Source organism: Bacillus sp. GM2 (assembly GCF_056155945.1).
Genome location: NZ_JBRKSZ010000007.1, coordinates 577,280 through 597,457, shown reverse-complemented (window position 1 = coordinate 597,457; position 20,178 = coordinate 577,280). Strand labels below are relative to the sequence as shown.

The 20,178-nt window shown below is 47.5% G+C and carries 19 protein-coding genes; 4 read left to right on the top strand and 15 right to left on the bottom strand.

Features of this window, described 5'->3' with window-relative positions:
- Window positions 1-40: 40 nt before the first annotated feature.
- The 7 genes from ACVC9U_RS04025 to dnaE form a co-directional block, all read right to left on the bottom strand.
- Window positions 41-427 (bottom strand): FxsA family protein, encoded by a 387-nt coding sequence (locus tag ACVC9U_RS04025; RefSeq protein WP_009329366.1) that lies wholly within the window; start codon window positions 425-427, stop codon window positions 41-43.
- Between the two features lie 312 nt (window positions 428-739).
- Entirely contained in the window at window positions 740-2,497 is a 1,758-nt protein-coding gene (pyk, locus tag ACVC9U_RS04020; RefSeq protein ID WP_145838436.1) for a pyruvate kinase, read from the bottom strand.
- Between the two features lie 24 nt (window positions 2,498-2,521).
- The gene (gene pfkA, locus ACVC9U_RS04015; protein WP_003184332.1) at window positions 2,522-3,481 is read right to left on the bottom strand and encodes a 6-phosphofructokinase; all 960 of its coding nucleotides are present in this window, start codon (window positions 3,479-3,481) and stop codon (window positions 2,522-2,524) included.
- A gap of 242 nt (window positions 3,482-3,723) precedes the next feature.
- Window positions 3,724-4,701 carry an acetyl-CoA carboxylase carboxyl transferase subunit alpha gene (accA, locus tag ACVC9U_RS04010; RefSeq protein WP_003184335.1) on the bottom strand — a complete coding sequence of 326 codons (978 nt, stop codon included), beginning with the start codon at window positions 4,699-4,701 and terminating at the stop codon, window positions 3,724-3,726.
- Entirely contained in the window at window positions 4,686-5,561 is an 876-nt protein-coding gene (accD, locus tag ACVC9U_RS04005) for an acetyl-CoA carboxylase, carboxyltransferase subunit beta (protein ID WP_003184337.1), read from the bottom strand. Before accD ends, accA begins: the two co-directional genes overlap by 16 nt.
- 360 nt (window positions 5,562-5,921) lie before the next feature.
- Window positions 5,922-7,157 (bottom strand): NADP-dependent malic enzyme, encoded by a 1,236-nt coding sequence (gene ystJ / locus ACVC9U_RS04000; protein WP_003184340.1) that lies wholly within the window; start codon window positions 7,155-7,157, stop codon window positions 5,922-5,924.
- A gap of 142 nt (window positions 7,158-7,299) precedes the next feature.
- The gene (gene dnaE, locus ACVC9U_RS03995) at window positions 7,300-10,644 is read right to left on the bottom strand and encodes a DNA polymerase III subunit alpha (RefSeq protein ID WP_095235610.1); all 3,345 of its coding nucleotides are present in this window, start codon (window positions 10,642-10,644) and stop codon (window positions 7,300-7,302) included.
- A gap of 139 nt (window positions 10,645-10,783) precedes the next feature.
- Between dnaE and ytrH the strand changes: the two genes are divergently transcribed.
- The 3 genes from ytrH to ACVC9U_RS03980 all read left to right on the top strand — a co-directional run bounded on the left by ytrH (window position 10,784) and on the right by ACVC9U_RS03980 (window position 11,917).
- Window positions 10,784-11,125: a sporulation membrane protein YtrH gene (gene ytrH / locus ACVC9U_RS03990; RefSeq protein ID WP_003184343.1), complete on the top strand. Its 342-nt coding sequence runs from the start codon at window positions 10,784-10,786 to the stop codon at window positions 11,123-11,125.
- Window positions 11,122-11,625 carry a sporulation membrane protein YtrI gene (gene ytrI, locus ACVC9U_RS03985; protein ID WP_003184345.1) on the top strand — a complete coding sequence of 168 codons (504 nt, stop codon included), beginning with the start codon at window positions 11,122-11,124 and terminating at the stop codon, window positions 11,623-11,625. The genes ytrH and ytrI overlap by 4 nt, the downstream gene beginning before the upstream one ends.
- A gap of 112 nt (window positions 11,626-11,737) precedes the next feature.
- Window positions 11,738-11,917, top strand: coding sequence for a YtzJ family protein (locus tag ACVC9U_RS03980; protein WP_003184347.1), 180 nt, complete (start codon window positions 11,738-11,740; stop codon window positions 11,915-11,917).
- Between the two features lie 115 nt (window positions 11,918-12,032).
- Here the strand turns inward: ACVC9U_RS03980 and ACVC9U_RS03975 are convergent, their stop codons facing one another.
- The gene (locus ACVC9U_RS03975; protein WP_011198191.1) at window positions 12,033-12,977 is read right to left on the bottom strand and encodes a DHH family phosphoesterase; all 945 of its coding nucleotides are present in this window, start codon (window positions 12,975-12,977) and stop codon (window positions 12,033-12,035) included.
- A 146-nt stretch (window positions 12,978-13,123) separates the two neighbouring features.
- Here ACVC9U_RS03975 and ACVC9U_RS03970 point away from each other — a divergent pair, with 146 nt between their 5' ends.
- Window positions 13,124-13,426: a YtpI family protein gene (locus ACVC9U_RS03970; RefSeq protein ID WP_003184352.1), complete on the top strand. Its 303-nt coding sequence runs from the start codon at window positions 13,124-13,126 to the stop codon at window positions 13,424-13,426.
- Window positions 13,427-13,454: 28 nt separating this feature from the next.
- Here the strand turns inward: ACVC9U_RS03970 and ACVC9U_RS03965 are convergent, their stop codons facing one another.
- The 7 genes from ACVC9U_RS03965 to ACVC9U_RS03935 all read right to left on the bottom strand — a co-directional run bounded on the left by ACVC9U_RS03965 (window position 13,455) and on the right by ACVC9U_RS03935 (window position 20,010).
- A complete protein-coding gene (locus ACVC9U_RS03965; RefSeq protein WP_011198192.1) occupies window positions 13,455-14,777 on the bottom strand; it encodes a CBS domain-containing protein in 1,323 nt (440 codons plus the stop codon).
- 92 nt (window positions 14,778-14,869) lie between these two features.
- Window positions 14,870-15,427 (bottom strand): PadR family transcriptional regulator, encoded by a 558-nt coding sequence (locus ACVC9U_RS03960; RefSeq protein ID WP_003184355.1) that lies wholly within the window; start codon window positions 15,425-15,427, stop codon window positions 14,870-14,872.
- 116 nt (window positions 15,428-15,543) lie between these two features.
- Entirely contained in the window at window positions 15,544-16,230 is a 687-nt protein-coding gene (locus tag ACVC9U_RS03955; RefSeq protein ID WP_009329370.1) for a metal-dependent hydrolase, read from the bottom strand.
- A 34-nt stretch (window positions 16,231-16,264) separates the two neighbouring features.
- Window positions 16,265-17,026: an SDR family oxidoreductase gene (locus ACVC9U_RS03950; RefSeq protein ID WP_009329371.1), complete on the bottom strand. Its 762-nt coding sequence runs from the start codon at window positions 17,024-17,026 to the stop codon at window positions 16,265-16,267.
- A gap of 178 nt (window positions 17,027-17,204) precedes the next feature.
- Complete coding sequence (locus ACVC9U_RS03945) at window positions 17,205-17,348, bottom strand: hypothetical protein (RefSeq protein WP_003184361.1); 144 nt, start codon at window positions 17,346-17,348, stop codon at window positions 17,205-17,207.
- Window positions 17,349-17,422: 74 nt separating this feature from the next.
- The gene (gene argH, locus ACVC9U_RS03940; protein WP_009329372.1) at window positions 17,423-18,802 is read right to left on the bottom strand and encodes an argininosuccinate lyase; all 1,380 of its coding nucleotides are present in this window, start codon (window positions 18,800-18,802) and stop codon (window positions 17,423-17,425) included.
- Window positions 18,799-20,010 carry an argininosuccinate synthase gene (locus ACVC9U_RS03935; protein WP_003184365.1) on the bottom strand — a complete coding sequence of 404 codons (1,212 nt, stop codon included), beginning with the start codon at window positions 20,008-20,010 and terminating at the stop codon, window positions 18,799-18,801. Before ACVC9U_RS03935 ends, argH begins: the two co-directional genes overlap by 4 nt.
- Window positions 20,011-20,178: the final 168 nt, after the last annotated feature.

Here is a 20,178-nt window from a genome sequence, read left to right as displayed (position 1 = left end):
GCGGCAGCCTGCTTTTCCATGCGGGCTGCCGCTTATCGGGTTATTTGATAATGTTGATCCGCCTGCCTTCAGACATTCTCTTCAGCTTGCGGGAGATAAATGGTTTGAAACGGCCGCGCGTTGCCGGCAGCAGCAGCAGTAAACCGATGATATCCGATAAAAAACCGGGCAGCAAAAGCAGCATGCCCCCTATGAAAATACAAAGCCCGTCCAAAATCGCGGCCCCAGGCATCTTTCCGTACTGAAGATCGCGCTGGACTTTGTAGTAGACTTCGATTCCTTGTTTTTTGGCGAGAGCGGCCCCGAGAAAGCCCGTCAAAATGATCAGCAAAACGGTCGGCAGCACACCGATCCAATTAGCGGACAAGAGGAACAGACCGATTTCACTCGCTGGAAAAATGACGAGAAATAATAAGAAAAACTTCATTTTTTTCACCTTATAATTCTAAATTGGAAGCGAACGGCCGCCCTATTTTGCTTGTGCCGCCTGCAAAAAAAGAAGGGAAAGCTTCCCTTCTTCCAGCGTGTTGTCAAACTCTCGCATTCGTTGTCAGGCCTGCGCGTCGGTGCTCACGAATTCCAACATTCGCTCCGCTCCGATGCTCGGCCTTCCTAGACTGCAAGGGTTTTCAATCACGCTGAATTGAAGGATGACAAAATCCTAAAACTGAAAAACGTTTTAGGATTTTGTCATAAATCTAAAAGAAGGGGAAAGCTTCCCTTCTTCTTCAATAAGCGATTAAAGCACGCTTGCACGTCCTTTGTATACAGCTCCGCGGGCGGAGTCGACCGTGATGTCTTCTCCCTCTTTCAGAATGGAAGTCGCATTTTCCATTCCGACGATGACAGGGATGCCGAGGCTTAAGCCTACGACTGCCGCGTGGCTTGTTAAGCCGCCTTCTTCCGTAATCAGCGCAGCCGCTTTTTCAAGGGATGCCATCATGTCACGATCCGTGCTTTTTGTAACTAAAACGGCGCCATCTTTCATTTTTTTGGCCGCTTCTTGTGCGTTTTGAGCGATGACTACTTCACCAAATGCGGATTTGCGTCCGATGCCCTGGCCTTTTGCGACCACGTCTCCGACAACATACACTTTCATCAAGTTTGTTGTACCGGCTTCACCGACAGCTCCGGCCGTGATAACGATCAAGTCGCCGTGGCGTACGATGCCTGTATCGAGAGATTTTTGCACCGCTTTTTCAAGCATTTCGTCAGTGGAGCTGTGGTTTTGTCCGCTTGTTGCGAAAACCCCGAACACAAGTGACAGCTTTCTTGACACCGCATCGTTTACCGTAACTGCGACAATCGGCGCCTGTGGGCGATATTTGGAAATCATTCTCGCCGTATGGCCGCTTTCCGTCGGTGTGACGATGGCATTCACATCAAGGTTGATTGCCGTATGCGCCACAGATTGGCCGATCGCATCTGTAATTGACATGCTGACTTGCTTGCTTCGTGCGGAAAGGATCTTTTTATGGTTGAGCGCTTCTTCTGAACGGGAAGCGATATTGTGCATCGTCTGAACGGCTTCAACAGGATAATTTCCCGCTGCCGTTTCACCTGAAAGCATGATTGCGTCAGTTCCGTCAAAGATCGCATTGGCAACGTCGCTCGCTTCCGCGCGTGTCGGGCGCGGATTGCGCTGCATGCTGTCGAGCATTTGGGTAGCCGTGATGACAGGCTTGCCAAGCGCATTGCATTTTTTGATCAGTTCTTTTTGAACGAGCGGCACTTCTTCGGCAGGGATTTCTACACCCAGGTCTCCACGCGCAACCATCAGACCGTCTGATACTTCAAGAATGGCATCGATGTTGTCAACGCCTTCCTGGTTTTCGATTTTTGGAATGATTTGAATATCTGCCGCATTGTGCTCTTCAAGAAGTTCGCGGATTTCAAGGACATCCGACGGACGGCGCACAAAGGATGCCGCGATGAAATCAACGCCCTGCTGGATGCCGAATACGATGTCGTTTGCATCTTTTTCCGTAATTCCCGGAAGATTGACGCTGACGCCCGGCACATTCACGCCTTTTTTGTTTTTCAACGTTCCGCTGTTCATCACTTTCGTGACGATTTCACGCTTGTCCTTGTTTATGTCAGTGACTTCAAGTCCGATCAATCCATCGTCAAGCAAAATCGTTGAACCGACTGACACATCGTGAATCAACCCATCATATGTAACTGAGATTTTATCAGGCGTACCGATGACTTCGTCCATTGAAACGATCAGCTGAGAACCCGCTGCCAGTTCGATCGAACCGTTTTCCATTGTGTGCGTGCGGATTTCAGGCCCTTTCGTGTCAAGAAGGATGCCGATATCTTTTCCCAGCTTGCCGGCTGCTTCACGAATGTTTTTAATTCTTGCGCCGTGCTCTTCGAAATCTCCATGGGAAAAGTTCAGGCGCGCCACGTTCATTCCGGCTTCCATCAGCTGGGTGAGCTTTTCAACACTTTCGCTGGCCGGTCCAATTGTACAAACTATTTTAGTCTTTCTCATATTGCTTCCTCCTCGGGTTTTACACTAGATTGACAGTTCTTGAGACAAGCGGTACATGCTTTGATCAATTGTATGTTTTTGCTCGAGTATTTCAATGATATCATGATGCACAAGCTGGTTATTTTGAATTCCTACACAACGTCCGCCTTTTCCTTCAAGAAGCAGTTCAACCGCAAATGCCCCTAGACGGCTTGCCAATACGCGGTCTGCTGCAGTCGGGGAACCGCCGCGCTGGATATGTCCAAGCACCGATACTCTAGTTTCGAGATTTGTGGCTTCTTCAATTCTTTTTCCGAATTCAACGCCGCTGCCGACGCCTTCCGCCACAATGATGATGCTGTGTTTCTTGCCGCGCTCATGCCCTCTTTTCAGCCTTGCAATAATTTCTTCCATATCGTAGTCGGCTTCAGGAATCAAAATGGATTCCGCGCCTCCGGCCAAACCTGACCATAAAGCAATGTCCCCGGCATGGCGGCCCATTACTTCAATCACGTATGTACGTTCATGGGATGTAGCTGTATCCCTGATTTTATCGATGGCGTCGATAACGGTATTTAGCGCCGTATCGAATCCGATCGTCAGATCAGTGCCTGGGATGTCATTGTCGATCGTTCCCGGCACTCCCACACAAGGAAAACCGTGTTCTGTGAGCTTTTTGGCTCCCATATAAGAACCGTCGCCGCCAATGACGACTAATCCTTCTATACCATATTTTTTTAAATTCGCTATTCCTTTTTCCCGTCCTTCTACCGTTTTAAACTCAGGACACCTTGCTGTATATAGCTTCGTTCCTCCGCGGTGAATGATATCTCCGACAGAACCGATTTCAAGCTTTTCTATTTTTCCGCTGATTAAACCTGAATACCCGTTGTAAATTCCGTATACTTCTACGTCATGGTAGATCGCTTTCCTGACAACCGCGCGGACCGCCGCGTTCATTCCCGGGGAATCTCCGCCGCTTGTCAATACTCCGATACGTTTCATCTTTTTCACCTCGAAAACATATATAATTTACCTTAACACGTTCATTGCCGCTAAAACAATGAAAAAGGGATGAAAGTTTTCCGAAAATCCCTATAAAACCTTACTCATTATACAATTAAACAAAAAGTTTTTAAATAAATTTTAAGCAAACTCTTTGAAAAATCGCGGGCGGCAGACACAATCCTTTCACTTTTCACCTTCACCCATAAAAAATAAACGTGAGCCAAAGGCCTCACGTTTATTTATTTTATCCCAACATATTGGTTTTCAGTCGAAATTTTTCCAATTGACTTATACTTGTTATATCTTTGTTGGATCAGCTCGTTCTTATCCAGTTTCAGCAGGGATTTAAGCTCGCCTTTCAGCGCTTCGTCGATGTAGGCAGCCTGCTGCTCCACATCGCGGTGTGCTCCGCCTCTTACTTCTTTTATAACATGATCTATAATATCCAATTCTTTAAGGTCCGGAGCGGTGATTTTCATTGTTTCTGCCGCTTTTTTCGCGAGTCCTGAATCCTTCCAGAGGATAGCAGCAGCTCCCTCGGGAGAGATCACCGAATAAGTTGAGTTTTCCAGCATCAATAAGCGGTTTGCGACGCCGAGCGCAAGCGCTCCCCCGCTGCCGCCTTCCCCGATGACGATCGAGATGACCGGCACGGAGAGTCCCGCCATTTCAAAAAGATTCTTGGCAATCGCTTCGCTTTGCCCCCGCTCTTCAGCTGCTTTGCCCGGGTATGCTCCTTTTGTATCAATAAAGCAGATGATCGGCCTGTTAAATTTGTCGGCCTGCTTCATCAGCCTGAGCGCTTTGCGGTAGCCTTCAGGATGCGGCATTCCGAAATTGCGGCGGATGTTTTCTTTTGTATCCTTGCCGCGCTGCTGACCGATTACTGTCACAGGAAGACCCCGGAACTTGGCAATTCCGCCGACAATTGCTTCATCATCACCGAAATAACGATCTCCGTGGCATTCAAAAAAATCGGTAAAGAGATGTTCGATATAATCGAGCGTTGTCGGACGGTTCGGGTGCCTTGCAATCTGGACTCTGTCCCAGGCTTTCAGATTTGTATAAATGTCTTCTTCAAGCCTTTCAAGACGAGCTTCAAGCTTCGTAATTTCAGAGCTCAAATCCATATCGGAATCCTGTGTGAACTTTTTCAATTCGGAGATCTTTTCACGCAGTTCGACCACCGGTTTTTCAAATTCTAATTCTCCAGCCACTCGAGATCACCTCCAGTTTGGTGCATTTTCAAAATGCTGCCGAGCGTTTTTTTCATGTCAGCTCTGTGAACGACGGAATCAAGCTGGCCATGCTTTAACAGAAATTCCGCAGTCTGAAAATCCTCGGGCAGTTCTTCACGGATGGTTTGTTCGATAATTCTTCTTCCGGCAAAGCCGATCAGCGCGCCCGGTTCGGCAAGGTTGTAATCGCCGAGGGATGCGAAGCTTGCGGATACGCCGCCTGTTGTCGGATGCGTCATCACTGAAATGATCAAGCCCTGCTCTTCGCTGAACAGCTTCAAAGCGGAGCTTGTTTTAGCCATTTGCATCAAGCTGAGAAGGCCTTCCTGCATTCTTGCACCGCCTGATGCGGTAAAAATGATGAAAGGTACTTTTTCTTCTCTTGCCTTTTCGATTGCAAGCGTAATTTTTTCGCCAACGACAGATCCCATGCTTCCCATTCTGAAAGATGAATCCATCACGGCCACGACCGCCGGAGATCCGTCAATCGTCCCTTTCCCGGTAACAACCGCTTCATTCAGCGACGTTTTTTCCCGGTCTTTTTGCAATTTTTCAAGGTATCCCGGGAACTCCAGCGGGTTTTCAGACATCATATCCTGATTGAATTCTTCAAAGGAGCCATCGTCCAGCAGGCTTTTTATACGCTGCTTCGCGTTCATTTGAAGATGGTAACCGCAATTCATGCAGACCCTTAAATTTTTATCCAGCTCTTTTGTGAGCATGATTTTTTTACAATCCGGGCACTTTGTCATGATCCCTTCCGGTACATCTTGCTTCGCTGATTCCGCGGGAACGGAAGCGTATTTTTTTTTCTTTTTGCTGAATATATCTTTTAACAAAAGATTACCTCCCTTTTCTGAAGGGTTTTCTTCATGTATGCCTGTCCTGTTTATAGACTAGAACATCACTATACCGAAACTATTGTACTTTTTTTGTCAAACGGTGTCATCCTCAATTCGACATTTTTGACCGGCAAACAGCCGAATCGCACTTTATGCGGTTAGAGACTGACAAATTGATATATCAGCCTTGAGAGCGGATACAAAAGTCCGGAAAAGCGATTTGAAAAAAATTTTCACAGCCCGAATATTTCCTTACAAGTGTCCCCAATAAGAGGAAAAACCGAACATCATATTCGATAAACAGCGCGTGACGGCTCTTTAGGCCAGAGCAATCACGCGCTGATCAAAAATGGACTTTTATTTCCCTTCAATCACTGCAAGCTTTCTTGTTTTTTCAGCGACTTCTTCTGGATCGACATCGATTCGTGCAACGCCTGTTTCCATCGCGGCTTTGGCTACCGCTTTGGCAACAGCTGGTGCGACCCTTGGATCGAACGGAGCCGGAATGACATATTCAGGTCTCAGCTCTTCGTCGGAAACGAGTGACGCGATCGCCTCAACCGCGGCGATTTTCATCTCCTCGTTGATATGTGTCGCGCGGACGTCGAGCGCCCCGCGGAAGATGCCAGGAAAAGCGAGAACGTTGTTCACTTGGTTAGGGAAGTCAGAGCGTCCCGTTCCAACGACGCTTGCTCCGGCTTCATGCGCTTCGGCAGGCATGATCTCAGGATTTGGATTCGCCATGGCGAAGATGATCGGTTTGTCAGCCATGCTTTCAACCATTTCTTTTGTCAGAGCGCCTTCGACGGAAACCCCGATAAAGACATCGGCGTCTTTGATCACGTCTTTGAGCGAACCGTCTATGCGGTTTTTGTTCGTATATTTTGCGACTTCTTCTTTAACTGCGTTCATGCCGTTCGGACGGCCTTCGTAGATCGCGCCTTTCGTGTCGCACATGATGATGTCGCGCACGCCGAAATGATAAAGAAGCTTAATGATGGCAATTCCCGCTGCGCCGGCGCCGTTCGCCACAACTTTGACGGAAGACATCGTTTTGCCGGACAGCTTAAGCGCATTGACGAGACCGGCTACCGTTACGATTGCTGTACCGTGCTGGTCATCGTGAAACACCGGAATTTTCGTTTCTTTTTTGAGGCGTTCTTCAATGACAAAACAGTTTGGAGCTGCAATGTCTTCAAGGTTGACGCCGCCGAATGTCGGCTCAAGCAGCTTGACCGTCTCAACAATTTTATCGACATCAGATGTATTTAAACAGATTGGGAAAGCGTCCACACCGGCAAAGCTTTTGAAAAGAACCGCTTTTCCTTCCATCACAGGGAGGGCGGCTTCAGGGCCGATATTGCCGAGGCCGAGCACAGCCGTTCCGTCCGAGACGACTGCTACCATGTTTCCCTTCATTGTATAATCATATACTTTGCTGTTATCATCGTAAATCGCTTTGCAGGGTTCAGCCACACCCGGAGAATATGCAAGGCTTAAATCGTCCGCATTGCGAACCTGCACTTTTGATTTTGATTCCAATTTGCCCTGGTTTACTTTGTGCATATGCAGTGCTTTTTCTTTCAATGACATGTTAACAAACACTCCTTCAAGGGAATTTTGCCAAAAACTTTGCTTCGTTTTCTGCTTAAGATTCTTGTAAGACGAACCCCAGAATCTTAAAAATGATAACACAACTGACCGCATTTTTGATCAAAAATGCTCAGGATACCTGCTATCTGAGCACGACATTTTTCTCACCTACAACGCTTTTAAGCCTGTATAGAGCAGCGTGATCAGCCTTGATATTATAGCTTTCCGGCAGCTGCATCGTCTGCTTCCGTTTTTCATAATAGACGCAGACCGGCGTTTCCCCTTTGTGTTCAAGCAGGATGCTGCTGATCTTCTTGAAAATATCGTGGGTGTGCTGGCTTTCCTCCACTTTAATATAGACGGACGGCTGCTTTTTCGCATGAAGCGATTCGACGAGCGATGCCCCGGAAATAATCAGCTGGCGTTTTTCATTCCTTGTCTCAAGGCGTCCTTCTGCAAAAAGCGATACGCCTTCTTCCAGGATCGGGGAAAGCTGCCTGAACTGTTCAGGAAAAACAACCGCCTCCATTTCCCCGCTTTCATCGCTCAGCTCCAGAAAAGCCATCGTCTGTCCCGTTTTTGTGCGGATCGTCTTCATCCTCGTCAAAAGTCCGCCCAGAGCCGCTTTTTTGCGGCCGGAGGCGAGCAGCTGAATAATCGGCAGCGCACCTGCACGGTCCAGTTTCTTGCGGTGGACGCTCAGCGGATGGTCAGAAAAGTAAATGCCAAGCGTTTCCTTCTCGTGTGCCAGCAGGTCGACGAGCGGCATTTCCTCCGTCTCGGCGTACTTCGGCTTGATTGTCAAGCCTTCATCGAGAAAGAAGCCTAGCTGATCATTGTCTCCTGCAAACAATTCGGCATGCTCCAGCGCGACATCGACAGTAGCGAGCAAAGTAGCCCGGTTTTCACCGAATTCATCCATTGCTCCGGCAAAAATTAAGGCTTCAATCGTTTTCCGATTTACGCTTTTCACAGAAGTCCTCACACAAAAATCAAACAAATCTGCGAACGGCTTTTCTTTTCTGGCTCTGTAGATCTCTTTTACAGCCGCTATCCCGACGCCTTTAACAGCTCTTAAACTGTAGCGCAGCGCCCCGTTTTCCACGACAAACGGATAGCCGCTCTTATTGATGGAAGGACCTAGAACATTCAGCCCTTTCCCTTTTGCTTCATAGATGTACTGAGCAAGCTTTTCCTCATTTCCGATCGCACTCGTCAAGAGGCCGCACATAAAGTAGAGGGGATAATGCGCTTTTAAATAAGCGAGCTGGTAGCCGATCATGCTGTATGCAACGGCATGGCTCCGGTTAAAACCGTAATTGGCGAATTTCACAATCAGATCGTATACTTCATTAGCCGCCTGTACGGAATATCCTTTTTTCAAACATCCACTAATAAAATGATTTCTCTCTGTATCGAGAATTTCCTTGTTTTTTTTGCCGACCGCCCTTCGCAAAAGGTCGGCTTCTCCAAGCCTGAAACCCGCCATCCGGGATGCGATCATCATGATTTGTTCCTGATAAACGATCACGCCGTACGTATCTTTCAGGATATCGGCCAAATCCTCGTGCGGATAAGACACAGGAACCCGTCCGTGCTTCCTTTCGATATACAGCGGGATGTTTTCCATCGGGCCCGGGCGGTACAAGGCATTGACGGCGACAATATCTTCAAGGCTCGATGGCTTGAGCCTTTTTAAAACGTTTCTCATGCCGGCTGATTCGAGCTGGAAAATACCTGTCGTATCTCCTTCAGCCAGCAGCTTAAACGTCTGTTCATCATCATAGGGAATCGCCGAGAAATCGATAGTGACCCGCTCGCTTTTTTCGATCAGCGTTTTGATCGATTCAATGAGCGTTAAATTGCGCAAGCCGAGAAAATCCATTTTCAAAAGTCCCAAGTCTTCGAGATAGCCCATCGAATATTGCGTTAAATATACGCCGCCATGACCTTCCTGTACCGGTATGATATTCGTCAGCGGCTCCTCGCTCAATACGACGCCAGCCGCATGAATGGACGTATGCCGGGGAAGCCCTTCGATTTTCTGCGCCGTTTTAAATATGTCCTGAAGCTTTTTTGAGCCGTTTAGGCGCTTGTCAAGTTCAGGTGAAAGTGCTCTCGCCTCTTTCAGCGTCACTCCGGGTTTGGAGGGAATCAGCTTCGCCAGCTGGTCGGCTTCTTTCGGACTGATGCCCATCACCCTGCCGACGTCTCGGAGCGCCGCTTTTGCGGCCAATGTACCGAACGTGGTTATTTGTGCTACGTGCAGTGCCCCGTACTTATTTTTCACGTACTGAATAACTTCATCCCTTCTCGTATCGGGAAAATCGATATCGATATCGGGCATGCTGATGCGCTCCGGATTTAAAAACCGTTCAAACAGCAATTTGTGCTTAAGCGGATCGACATCTGTGATAAACAGCGTATAAGCGACGAGAGAACCGGCCGCCGATCCGCGCCCCGGCCCTGTGATAATGCCGTTATCGTGGGCGAACTTCATGAAATCCCAGACGATCAAAAAATAGTCGCTGAAAGCCATGTCGCGAATCACTTTCAGCTCATACTTAAGCCGCTCGACATACTCCTTCGGAGCGGCTTCGAACCGTTTTTTCAGTCCGAGAAAGCAAAGCTCGGCCAAATAATCGTCGGCATTCTTGCCGGAAGGCGCCGGATATTTCGGCAGGCGCGTCTGGCCAAGGCTCAGGTCCACCTGGCATCGGTCCGCGATTTTGACTGTATTCTCCAACGCGTCCGGACGATCTCTGTAAATGTCCAGCATTTCAGCGGGCGGCTTGAGCTCAAAATGCAGATCTCCTTCGGCCTTCATGTCTTCGTTCAGCTTCTCGCCCGCTTTAATCGCTTTTAAACACGTGTAAGCTGCCGCGTCCTCCTTTTCGATGTAGCGTACATCGCCGGTTGCGGCAATCGGAATTCCCGTATGTTCGCTTAGCTCTAAAATGCGTTCAGAAAGAAGCGGGTCTCCCTTGTACGGCTGATACGACAAATAGAAGCTGCCCTCTCCAAAGATCGAAAGGCAGCGGAGGGCAGCGTCCTTCGCCTCTTCGATCAGCCCTTCTTTCAACAGCGCTTCAACATGGCTTGTCCCGCCCGTTGTCAGCGCGATGAGGCCTTCATGATAGCTTTTGAGCCATTTTTCCTTGATGCCGGTTTTTGATTTTGACTGCAACACGCTGCTGATTTTCAGCAGGTTTTGATAGCCTTTGTTTGTTTTCGCCAAAAGAACGAGCGGATATGATAGCTGCTCTTTTTCATCTGTTAAAACAGAAGCCGTCAGCCCGATAATCGGCTTGATGCCGCGTTTTTTGCATGATTTATAAAATTCCACCGCCCCGTACATGACCTCGTCATCCGTCAGCGCCATTGCGCTGTAGCCCAGCTCTTTGGCTTTGGCCGTGAGATCCTCTACGGAAGCGGCGCTGTTTAATAAGCTGTAACCGCTATGTACTTGCAGGTGAACAAAAGGCATTTCTGTCACCCCTTCCTTTTTCGAGCCGTCTCTTTTCATTATATGATGGGATCGAATGAGAAACAAATGTTCTTTCTTTGATCAACAATCATACTTGTCTTTCTTTATCCATATAGTGTGATAAGGTGAGGTGATCGGAATGGATCCTGAACAGCCCTTTTTCCCAAACTTTATCAGCTGTTATTTTATTGCGCTTGGAGTGCTTCTCGGCGGTTGTTTAATCGGGGGGATCGGCGCCTATCTGTCGGGGCAGCCGCCTTTAACGATCATTACAAGTCTCGCAAACCGCCTGAAAATCTGGGCGCTGGTTGCGGCAATCGGCGGCACGTTTGATGCGGTCTACAGCTTTGAAAGGGGCATTATCGAAGGCAATACGAGAGACATCGTAAAACAGCTTCTCCTGATTCTTTCGGCGATGGGAGGAGCGCAGACCGGTTATCTGATCATCAACTGGCTCACACAGGAGCATATTTCCTCATGAGAATCCCTCCATATTATAAAAAGCCTGGGTGGCAGCGTTTTTTTGCGGGAATGATGTGCGGAGCCATCATCAGCTGGTTCGTGTTCCTGTTTACATACGGAACCTTTCAGGAGAAGCAGGTCGTCTTGATCAGGGAACAGAAAGAGCGCATCAATGATTTAAATGACCAGATCACCATTTACCGCGAGGATCTGCATAAGCTGAATGAAGACAATAAAAGAAAACTGCTGATTCAAAGCGTCGACGTCAAGCTGATCAACGGCAAGCAATACAAGCTGTCACAGCCGGACATGATGAACTTTGAGGAGCATATCCGGGATAACATTTCAGATGTCATTACAAAGGATATCGAAAGCGTCTACCGGACGAAGGAGCTTTTAAAGCGGACGATTGAAAATAAAGAGTATACGATAAACGATAAAAAGTACAAGGCGAAAGTCACCGAACTGACGATTTATACGCGGCTTTCCGTTGAAATCAAAATCTCTTTTTCCGAATAAAAATTATGGATTTTTTTTTACGATTCACATGCATTCGTCGCTTTTTTCCATATTTTAATTTAAACTGACAGTAAGCGATATGTAAGTTTTTTTAAAAAGGGAGGAAAGCAGAATGTACATTTACAGTTACCATCAGCTGGCAAGAGATAAAGTCAACCGGATCAAGCTGGGCTACTCGGCTTATGCGGAAACTGAAAGTCTCGCGTCCCTTATCAAAAAAGAGTTAAAGGCCCAAAACATCCATGTTTATGAGGATGTAACAGATATCGGATCATGGTTTATACCTGAATAAACAGCAGCTGTCGTGCGTAAAATGATCCGCTTACACTTTGCTGCTGTTTACTTTTTTGCAAGATGCAATGCAAGCGCTTGCAGTTGAACTGCACAAAAAAGAGGGACTTCCCCTCTTATTTGTTTTCTTTGCATATACGCTCCAGGTCAGCGATGACAAGATCAGCGTCTTTCCAGTCATAGATGGAAGCGCCGGCTGCGAGCGGATGGCCCCCGCCGTTGTATTTTTTAGCGACTTCATTGACAATCGGCCCCTTTGAACGAAGCCTTACCCTGATTTGATCGGCTTCCTCCACAAAAAACACCCATGCTTTGATCCCCGAAATATTGCCGAGCGTGCTGACAAGCTGTGAAGCTTCAGACGGCGTAATATTGTATTGATGTAAAATATCGCGGGTGATGAAAACCGACGCAACACCGTTTTCGGACAGAGAAACATTCTGGTAAATATAGCCATTCAGCCTCACAACATTTAATTTCGTCTCATATAATTGATCAAAAAGCGCCTGGGAAGAAAAAGGATACTCGATCAGCTCTCCGGCATATTTCAATGTCTTTTTTGTCGTGTTCGGAAATAAGAAGCGCCCTGTATCCCCCACAATGCCGGCATAGATCAGTTCGGCGCCCTTTGTTGGAAGCGCCCATCCCGCTTGTTCTTTACCCGCTAAGTACAGTTCGTAAATCATCTCGCTCGTCGAGCTCGCACTCGTATCCACCCATAAAAGGTCGCCGTACCGGTCTTCATTCGGATGGTGGTCGATTTTGATCAGCTTGTCGCCCAGGTTGTAGCGCGAATCTGAAATTCTCGCTTGATTTGCCGTGTCGCAAACGATGACAAGTGCATTTTCATACACCGGGTCTTCAATCACATCTGGGGTATACAAAAAAGCGAGAGAAGGTTCAGGAGCTCCGACCGCGAAAATATTTTTTTCGGGGTAGGTTGCCCTCAGGATTTCCGTAAGGCCGCATTGGGATCCGTAGGCGTCAGGATCCGGTCTCACATGTCTATGTATAATGATCGTGTCATATAATGATATGGTTCTGATGATTTCTTTTTTCATGACGCGCCCCTTCTTTACTTTGTTTTTAACCATTAAATCATAATCTGTTGTTGGTGGAAAGTGAAAGTTATGACTTTTTATTGTAGAAAGCGAACCCGATTATGTATACAATGGGTTTGTAAAACTTACAATGGAGGATGTCGATTATGCCGTTTTTTGTTTTTTTTATTGTGGTTTCAGCGATAGCTTATGTGTACTTCAAAGTAAGGTATGTGCGCACCAAAAAAGCGGTTGAACGGGAATACTATTCGGCCAAGTCAAGCATGAGTCTGGGCCTGTTTATCATGTTCTTCGGCGCCAATCAGCTGATTTTAAACCGCGGCACGCTGGCTGTCGTCATCGGCGTTATTTTTATGCTGACCGGGCTCGGGAGCATGTGGGCCGGCTACAAGGCCTATAAGCACTATGTCCCTTTGCTTGCGAAAGAAAACGAACGGGAGAACGCATAAGCGAAAAGAGGGACACCGACCGCGTCCCTTAGCTTCTTTCCATCAGCTGAACCATCATCATCGCTTTGCCGACTAGAGCACCCTGGTGAAAAACTTCTATATCCATTTTCCCGAACTTTCTCCCGGCTTCGAGAATGTTCGGTTTTATTTCAATGACAGACTCCATTTGCACAGGCTTTAAAAAATAAATCGTCATGCTCTCTATCACGAGCTCGCCTTTTTTGCGCGACCGCAAAAAGCGGTTTGCAGCTTCGGTCAAAATCGTCGTAAACACGCCGTAGGAAATCGTCCCCAAGTGGTTTGTCATTTGCGGCGTTACTTCGTATTGATAGACCGGAGCCGGCTTGTTTTTGTCATGGTCCGATTCTTTGAAACCGCCGGTCACGATGTCATCGAGTTTTTCTCCGACCTGCGGCTGTTTTTGGATCATTTGAAGCGCCTTTAATACATCCTGCCTGCTGATCATGCCGATCAGCTTTTGCCGCTCGTCAACGACGGGAAGCACTTCGATCCCTTCCCAGACCATCATCTGCGCGGCTGAAGCAACAGACGTTTTTCCGATCACTGTAATCGGGTTTTTCGTCATGACTTTTTCAATCAATACACTGCGGTCATATCCGGCAACGTCCTTCGAAGTTAAAATGCCGTGGATTTTCATCTGCTCGTCAACGATGGGAAAGCGTCCGTGCCCAGTTTCAAAGTTTTTCTCATACCATCTTTCCAGCTTTTCATGAGGTGATAAGCAGACTGTTTTTTCTAAAGGAGTCAAAATATCCTCAACAAGCACGACTTCTTTTTTGATGAGCTGGTCATAAATCGCCCTGTTGATCATCGCCGCTACAGTAAACGTATCATAGCTTGTAGAAATGACCGGGAGCTCGAGCCTGTCGGCAAGCTCAATAATCTCCGGCTCCGTATCAAAACCGCCCGTCACCAGTACGGCAGCACCCGCTTCCAAAGCCTGGCGGTGCGCATCGATTCGGTTGCCGACAATCAGCAGGTTGCCCGCTCCGGTATATCTCATCATCGCATCAAGCTTCATCGCTCCGATGACGAATTTGTTGAGCGTTTTATGAAGCCCTGCTTTTCCGCCAAGCACATGGCCGTCAATGACATTCACCACTTCAGCATATGTCAGTTTTTCAATATTCTCTTTTTTCTTTTGCTCGATCCTGATCGTTCCGACCCTTTCAATCGTGCTGACAAACCCTTTATTCTCGGCTTCTTTTATCGCTCTGTAAGCAGTTCCTTCACTGACTTTCATTTCTTTGGCAATCCGCCTGACGGAGATTTTTTCGCCGACAGACAAAGAATCAATATATTTTAAAATCTGTTCGTGTTTTGTCGCCAATCGTTTCACCTTCATCCTCTGACTGCTAGATATATTTATTATAAATCGTTGTGCGATTGAACCGCAATCCGCCTTCACAACATCATGCCCGCCTAAGCCTTATCATCCTCCATCAGGAGAAGCGCTTTTTCAAGCCATGAGCAATAGCCTTTTTCCCGCTCAAGCGCCCGGGTCAATACAAGGTAATGGCCGAAATGAGGCGAGCGGAACGTTATTGAATCACCCGCTTCGCGCTTCAATTCATCGAGCTTGGTGTTTAAAAAAGCAGCTTTTTCCTGTCTCTTTTGAAGCTGATCGTTAAAAAGCCTTTTCGCTTCATCAGGTTCCATCGAAGAGATAAAATAAGCTTTCAGCATAAATTCATCTTTTACCGTATCTGGAACCGGCTTAAATTCCGTAAGCCACCCGTGAAGTTCACGCTTTCCGGCTTCTGTGATGGAATACATTTTCTTTTCTAATTTTGAGCCTTGGATCACCGTTTCAAATTCGATAAATCCTTCATCCGTCAGCTTTTTCAGCTCGGGATAAATCTGGCTGTGCTTGGCGCTCCAAAATTGGCCCAATTCGGCTTTAAACCGGCTTGTCATATCGTAGCCGCTTAAACTCCCATGATCAAGGAGCCCCAAAATCGCGTATTTCAATACCCTCATAATCACCCTCCAAGATGAATCCGATTCCTACATTATATCATGGTGGACATGTTTTGATAGGCGCATAACCGGTTCAACCGAAAAAAGGACCCGGATTCGGGCCCTCTAAAACAAATTTACTTAAATTCGATTGACTCACCGACCTCAAGCACTTTTCCGACGCCTCCAGGAAGGCTGTCCGCAAATGCATGCGGATCCTGTTCGATGACGGGGAACGTCGAGTAGTGAACCGGGACAACCTGTTTCGCTCTGAGCCATTCTGCGGCCAGTTTGGCGTCCTCAGGGCCCATCGTAAAATTATCGCCGATCGGCAAGAAGGCAAGGTCGATATGATTTAATTCACCGATCAGCTTCATATCTGAGAAAAGCCCGGTGTCGCCGGCATGAAAAATCGTCCTTCCTTCCACAGTCAGAAGGATCCCCGCCGGCATGCCGGTATAGACGATCTTTTGGCTGTCTTCTTCCGTATAAGCCGATCCGTGGAAAGCCTGCGTCAGCTTGACTTTTCCAAAATCGAACTGGTGGGAGCCGCCGATGTGCATCGGATGTACATTCAGGCCTTTCCATCCTAGATAGACCGCGAGTTCATTCGGAGCTACAACGAGCGAATTGTTTCGCTTGGCGATTTCGATGGTATCGCCGACATGATCGTTATGTCCGTGAGTCAGCAAGATGACGTCCGCTTTGACATCTTCGGGCTTTAAATCGGTTAATGAGTTTCCTGTAATAAACGGATCGAAGATCAACTGATGATCTCCCGTATCAACTGTTACCACTGAATGACCATGATATGCCACTTTCATCATATCCACCCCTGATTTTTTTAATTTCGCACGTCTAGAGAGAATGACGGTTAATCACATTCAAGCCGCCTGTGGCTTCAATGACTGTTCCCGTAATGTAGTCGGAATGTTCATCGCATAGAAAAGTGATGATCCTTGCGATGTCTTCACCGGTTCCCGACCTGCCGATCGGCGTTTCCTCATCAAGTGACGCCCTCGCTTCTGAAATCGAGGCCTCTTTCATATCCCCGACAATGTTGCCTGGACAGACCATGTTGGCTGTGATGCCGGAGCCCGCTTCTTCAATGGCGATCGTCTTTGTTAAAGAAGCCAGCCCTACTTTTGCCGCTCCAAAAGCGGAACGATGCAGCCAGCCAGGCGCATGGTCGGCCCCCTGAAATCCGTAAGTGATGATTCGGCCGAACCGCTGGCGCCTCATGATCGGAACAACCGCTTTAAACAGATGGAAGACAGAGCTTAAGTTGCCTTCAAGCATGTCATACCATTCATCATCAGTATAATCCGCAAGCTTTTTTCGTTCAAATATGTATGGGCCGGCATTATTGATCAGAAGATCAATTTTTCCAAATCGCTCAAGAGCGGCATTCACCATCCGGAGCAGGTCTTCTTTCCTGGTGACATCACCCTTAACAAACTGCAAACGGTCAAGGGATGACCGCCATTTTTCTTTGAGGCGGCGGACAGCTTCTTCGTCTTGCCTGTAATTCACCGTCACTGAGTAGCCTTTTTCAAGCAGGGCTTCCGTCACTTTACGCCCCAAACCTTTTGAACCGGCAGTAATTAACGCATGGCGCACATCTTTCCCTCCCAGGCATTGGTTCTCGGTATTCGCAAATGATTGCATTAATCTACCTATACTTTACTACAAAACCCTTAGGATATCACATTTGGAGCATCGGGAAGTTTCAATCGCCGCTGGAATACAATCGACAGACGGAAGAAAGCTGAAGCCCGCTCTTACGGGCTCCAGCTTTCTATTGTTTATCTGCGTCAGCTAACGGCTGTGCGTCATCGTGCGCGACAAACCCGCTGAAATAAGCATCAGAGATCTGCTGAACGGTTTCTTTATCTCCGTCGGCATCATACATATATCCGTGTTTTGACTGATCTTGTTTCATTGCCACACCCCTTTTCGATTCACAAATTTATTTTGCGTATGAAGCCGCACAGTTATGAATCGAATCGGGAAGTGTTAAAAATTGTTCAAACACTGCTTCGCCTTTTGAATGGCTTCTGTCACCTTTTTGAATCCCGTCCCGCCTTCGCTCATTCTTTTTTCGACGGCATGGTGCGGGTCGAGCACGATGTAGACGTCTTCTTCAAACAGCCCGCTTGCCTTTTTGAACTCTTCAAACGGCAGGCCGCTGAGATAAATGCCCTTTTCGATGCAGGTGAAGACAAGTCTTCCGACGACTTCGTGCGCTTCTCTGAAGGGCATGCCCTTTTTCGCCAGATAGTCGGCAAGTTCAGTTGCATTTGAAAAATCCTGCTCCGTTGCTTTTTTCATCATATTTTTGTTCACTGTCATCGTTTTAATCATGCCGGCAAAAATCTCAAGGCTTCCTTCGACCGTTTTCACAGTATCAAACATACCTTCTTTGTCTTCCTGCAAATCTTTATTGTATGCTAACGGGAGCCCCTTCATAATCGTGAGGAGTCCGATCAGATCACCGTATACGCGTCCTGTTTTCCCGCGGATGAGCTCCGCCATGTCCGGGTTTTTCTTTTGCGGCATCATGCTGCTTCCCGTCGCGTAGGTGTCATCAAGCTCAATGAATTTAAATTCCTGCGAGCACCAAAGAATGATTTCTTCGGAGAATCTTGACAGATGCATCATCAGAATGCTGCTCGCGCTTAAAAATTCAAGGATGAAATCCCTGTCGCTGACGCCGTCCAGGCTGTTTTCATATATCGAATCAAAGCCGAGCAGGTCTGCGGAATATTCACGGTCGATCGGAAACGTCGTTCCGGCGAGCGCCCCGCATCCGAGAGGAGACTTGTTAATCCGCTTGAATGAATCATGATAGCGTTCTTTATCGCGCTCCAGCATCCAGAAATAAGCCAGCAAATGATGCGCGAACGAGATCGGCTGGGCCCGCTGCAAATGGGTGTATCCCGGCAGTATCGTCTCCACGTGTTCTTCCGCTTTTTCGATCAGAACGTGTTGAAAAGCCGTAATCAGCTCGATGATATGCTCAGTGTGCCCTTTTAAATACAGGTGCATATCCGTCGCCACCTGGTCGTTTCGGCTTCTGGCCGTATGAAGCTTTCCGCCGAGCGGCCCGATTTCATCAATGAGCATTTTTTCTAGGTTGAGGTGAATATCTTCGCAATCGACTGAAAAATCGAGTTCGTTTTTTTCCGCTTTGTGCAAAAGGGATGTCAGGCCTTCCTTTATTTTGACCGCTTCTGCTTCGGTTAAAATGCCGCATTTTTCAAGCATGGAAGCATGAGCGAGAGACCCTGCGATATCTTCTTTTACAAGCGTTTTGTCAAAGTGGATCGATGCGCCGAACTCATCGACCCATTTTTCCGGTGTTTTTTGGAACCGGCCTCCCCACAGCTTTTTCATGCTTTAATCTGCTCCTTTTTTTGGACGATGCTGTTTACTTTCGTCGGCAGTCCCCACAGCTCGATAAAGCCGACTGCAGCGTGATGATCGAATGCATCGTCTTTTGTATACGTCGCAAGCTTTTCATCATACAGGGAGTATTCGGACTTACGCCCTTCAACGATCGCATGGCCTTTAAACAGCTTGACGCGGACGACGCCCGTGACATGCTTCTGCGTTTCTTTCAGGAAACCGGAAAGCGCGTCTTTAAGCGGAGAAAACCAGAGGCCGTTATAGATCACTTCAGCCATTTTTTGTTCGATTATAGGTTTGAAATGCGCCACTTCTTTTACCAATGTCAAATCTTCAAGCTCCTTGTGCGCCTTAATCAAAGTCATCGCGCCCGGGCATTCGTAAACTTCGCGCGATTTGATGCCGACAAGGCGGTTTTCAACATGGTCGATGCGCCCCACTCCATGTGCGCCCGCCAGTTCATTCAGCTTTAAAATCAAGTCTGACAGCGGGTAGTGAGTCCCGTCAATGGATACGGGAACGCCTTCTTCAAAAGCGATTTCGATCACATCAGGAGTATCCGGTGTTTTTTCAAGAGGCTTCGTCAAATCATACGCTCCTTCAGGAGGCGCGGCCCAAGGATCTTCCAGGACTCCGCATTCATTGCTTCTGCCCCACAGGTTCTGGTCGATTGAATACGGGCTGTCAAGATTGATCGGAATTGGAATGCCATGCTTTTCTGCATACGCGATCTCTTCGTCGCGAGACCATTTCCATTCGCGCACAGGTGCCAGCACCTCCAAATCCGGATTGAGCGATTTAATCGACACCTCGAAGCGCACTTGGTCATTCCCTTTGCCTGTGCAGCCGTGAGCCACGGCTTGCGCGTTTTCTTTCTCAGCCACTTCGACGAGCTTTTTGGCGATCAGCGGTCTGGACAGAGCTGATACGAGCGGGTACTTTCCTTCATAAAGCGTATGAGCCTGGAGGGCGGTCAGCGCAAACTCTTTCGCAAATTCTTCTTTTGCATCGATAACATATGAATTAGAAGCCCCGACTTGAAGCGCTTTTTGCTGAACAAATGCGAGATCTTTTCCCTCCCCGACGTCAAGGCAGCAGGCCACTACATCATATCCCTGTTCCTGCAGCCATTTTATCGCGACAGAAGTATCAAGTCCTCCTGAATATGCTAAAACCACTTTTTTCTTTTGCGTCATTTTGAAAAACTCCTCTCATCTCGGTGCTCTTTTTGTATAAAAATAAGTTTTATTTAATAAAAATACATTTAATATGTATACACTTTAACAAGGAAGTCTCGTTTTTTCAACCTTTTTATAAAAAAAACTTCATTCATTTTTTATGAATGAAGTTCAGTGCATATTCAG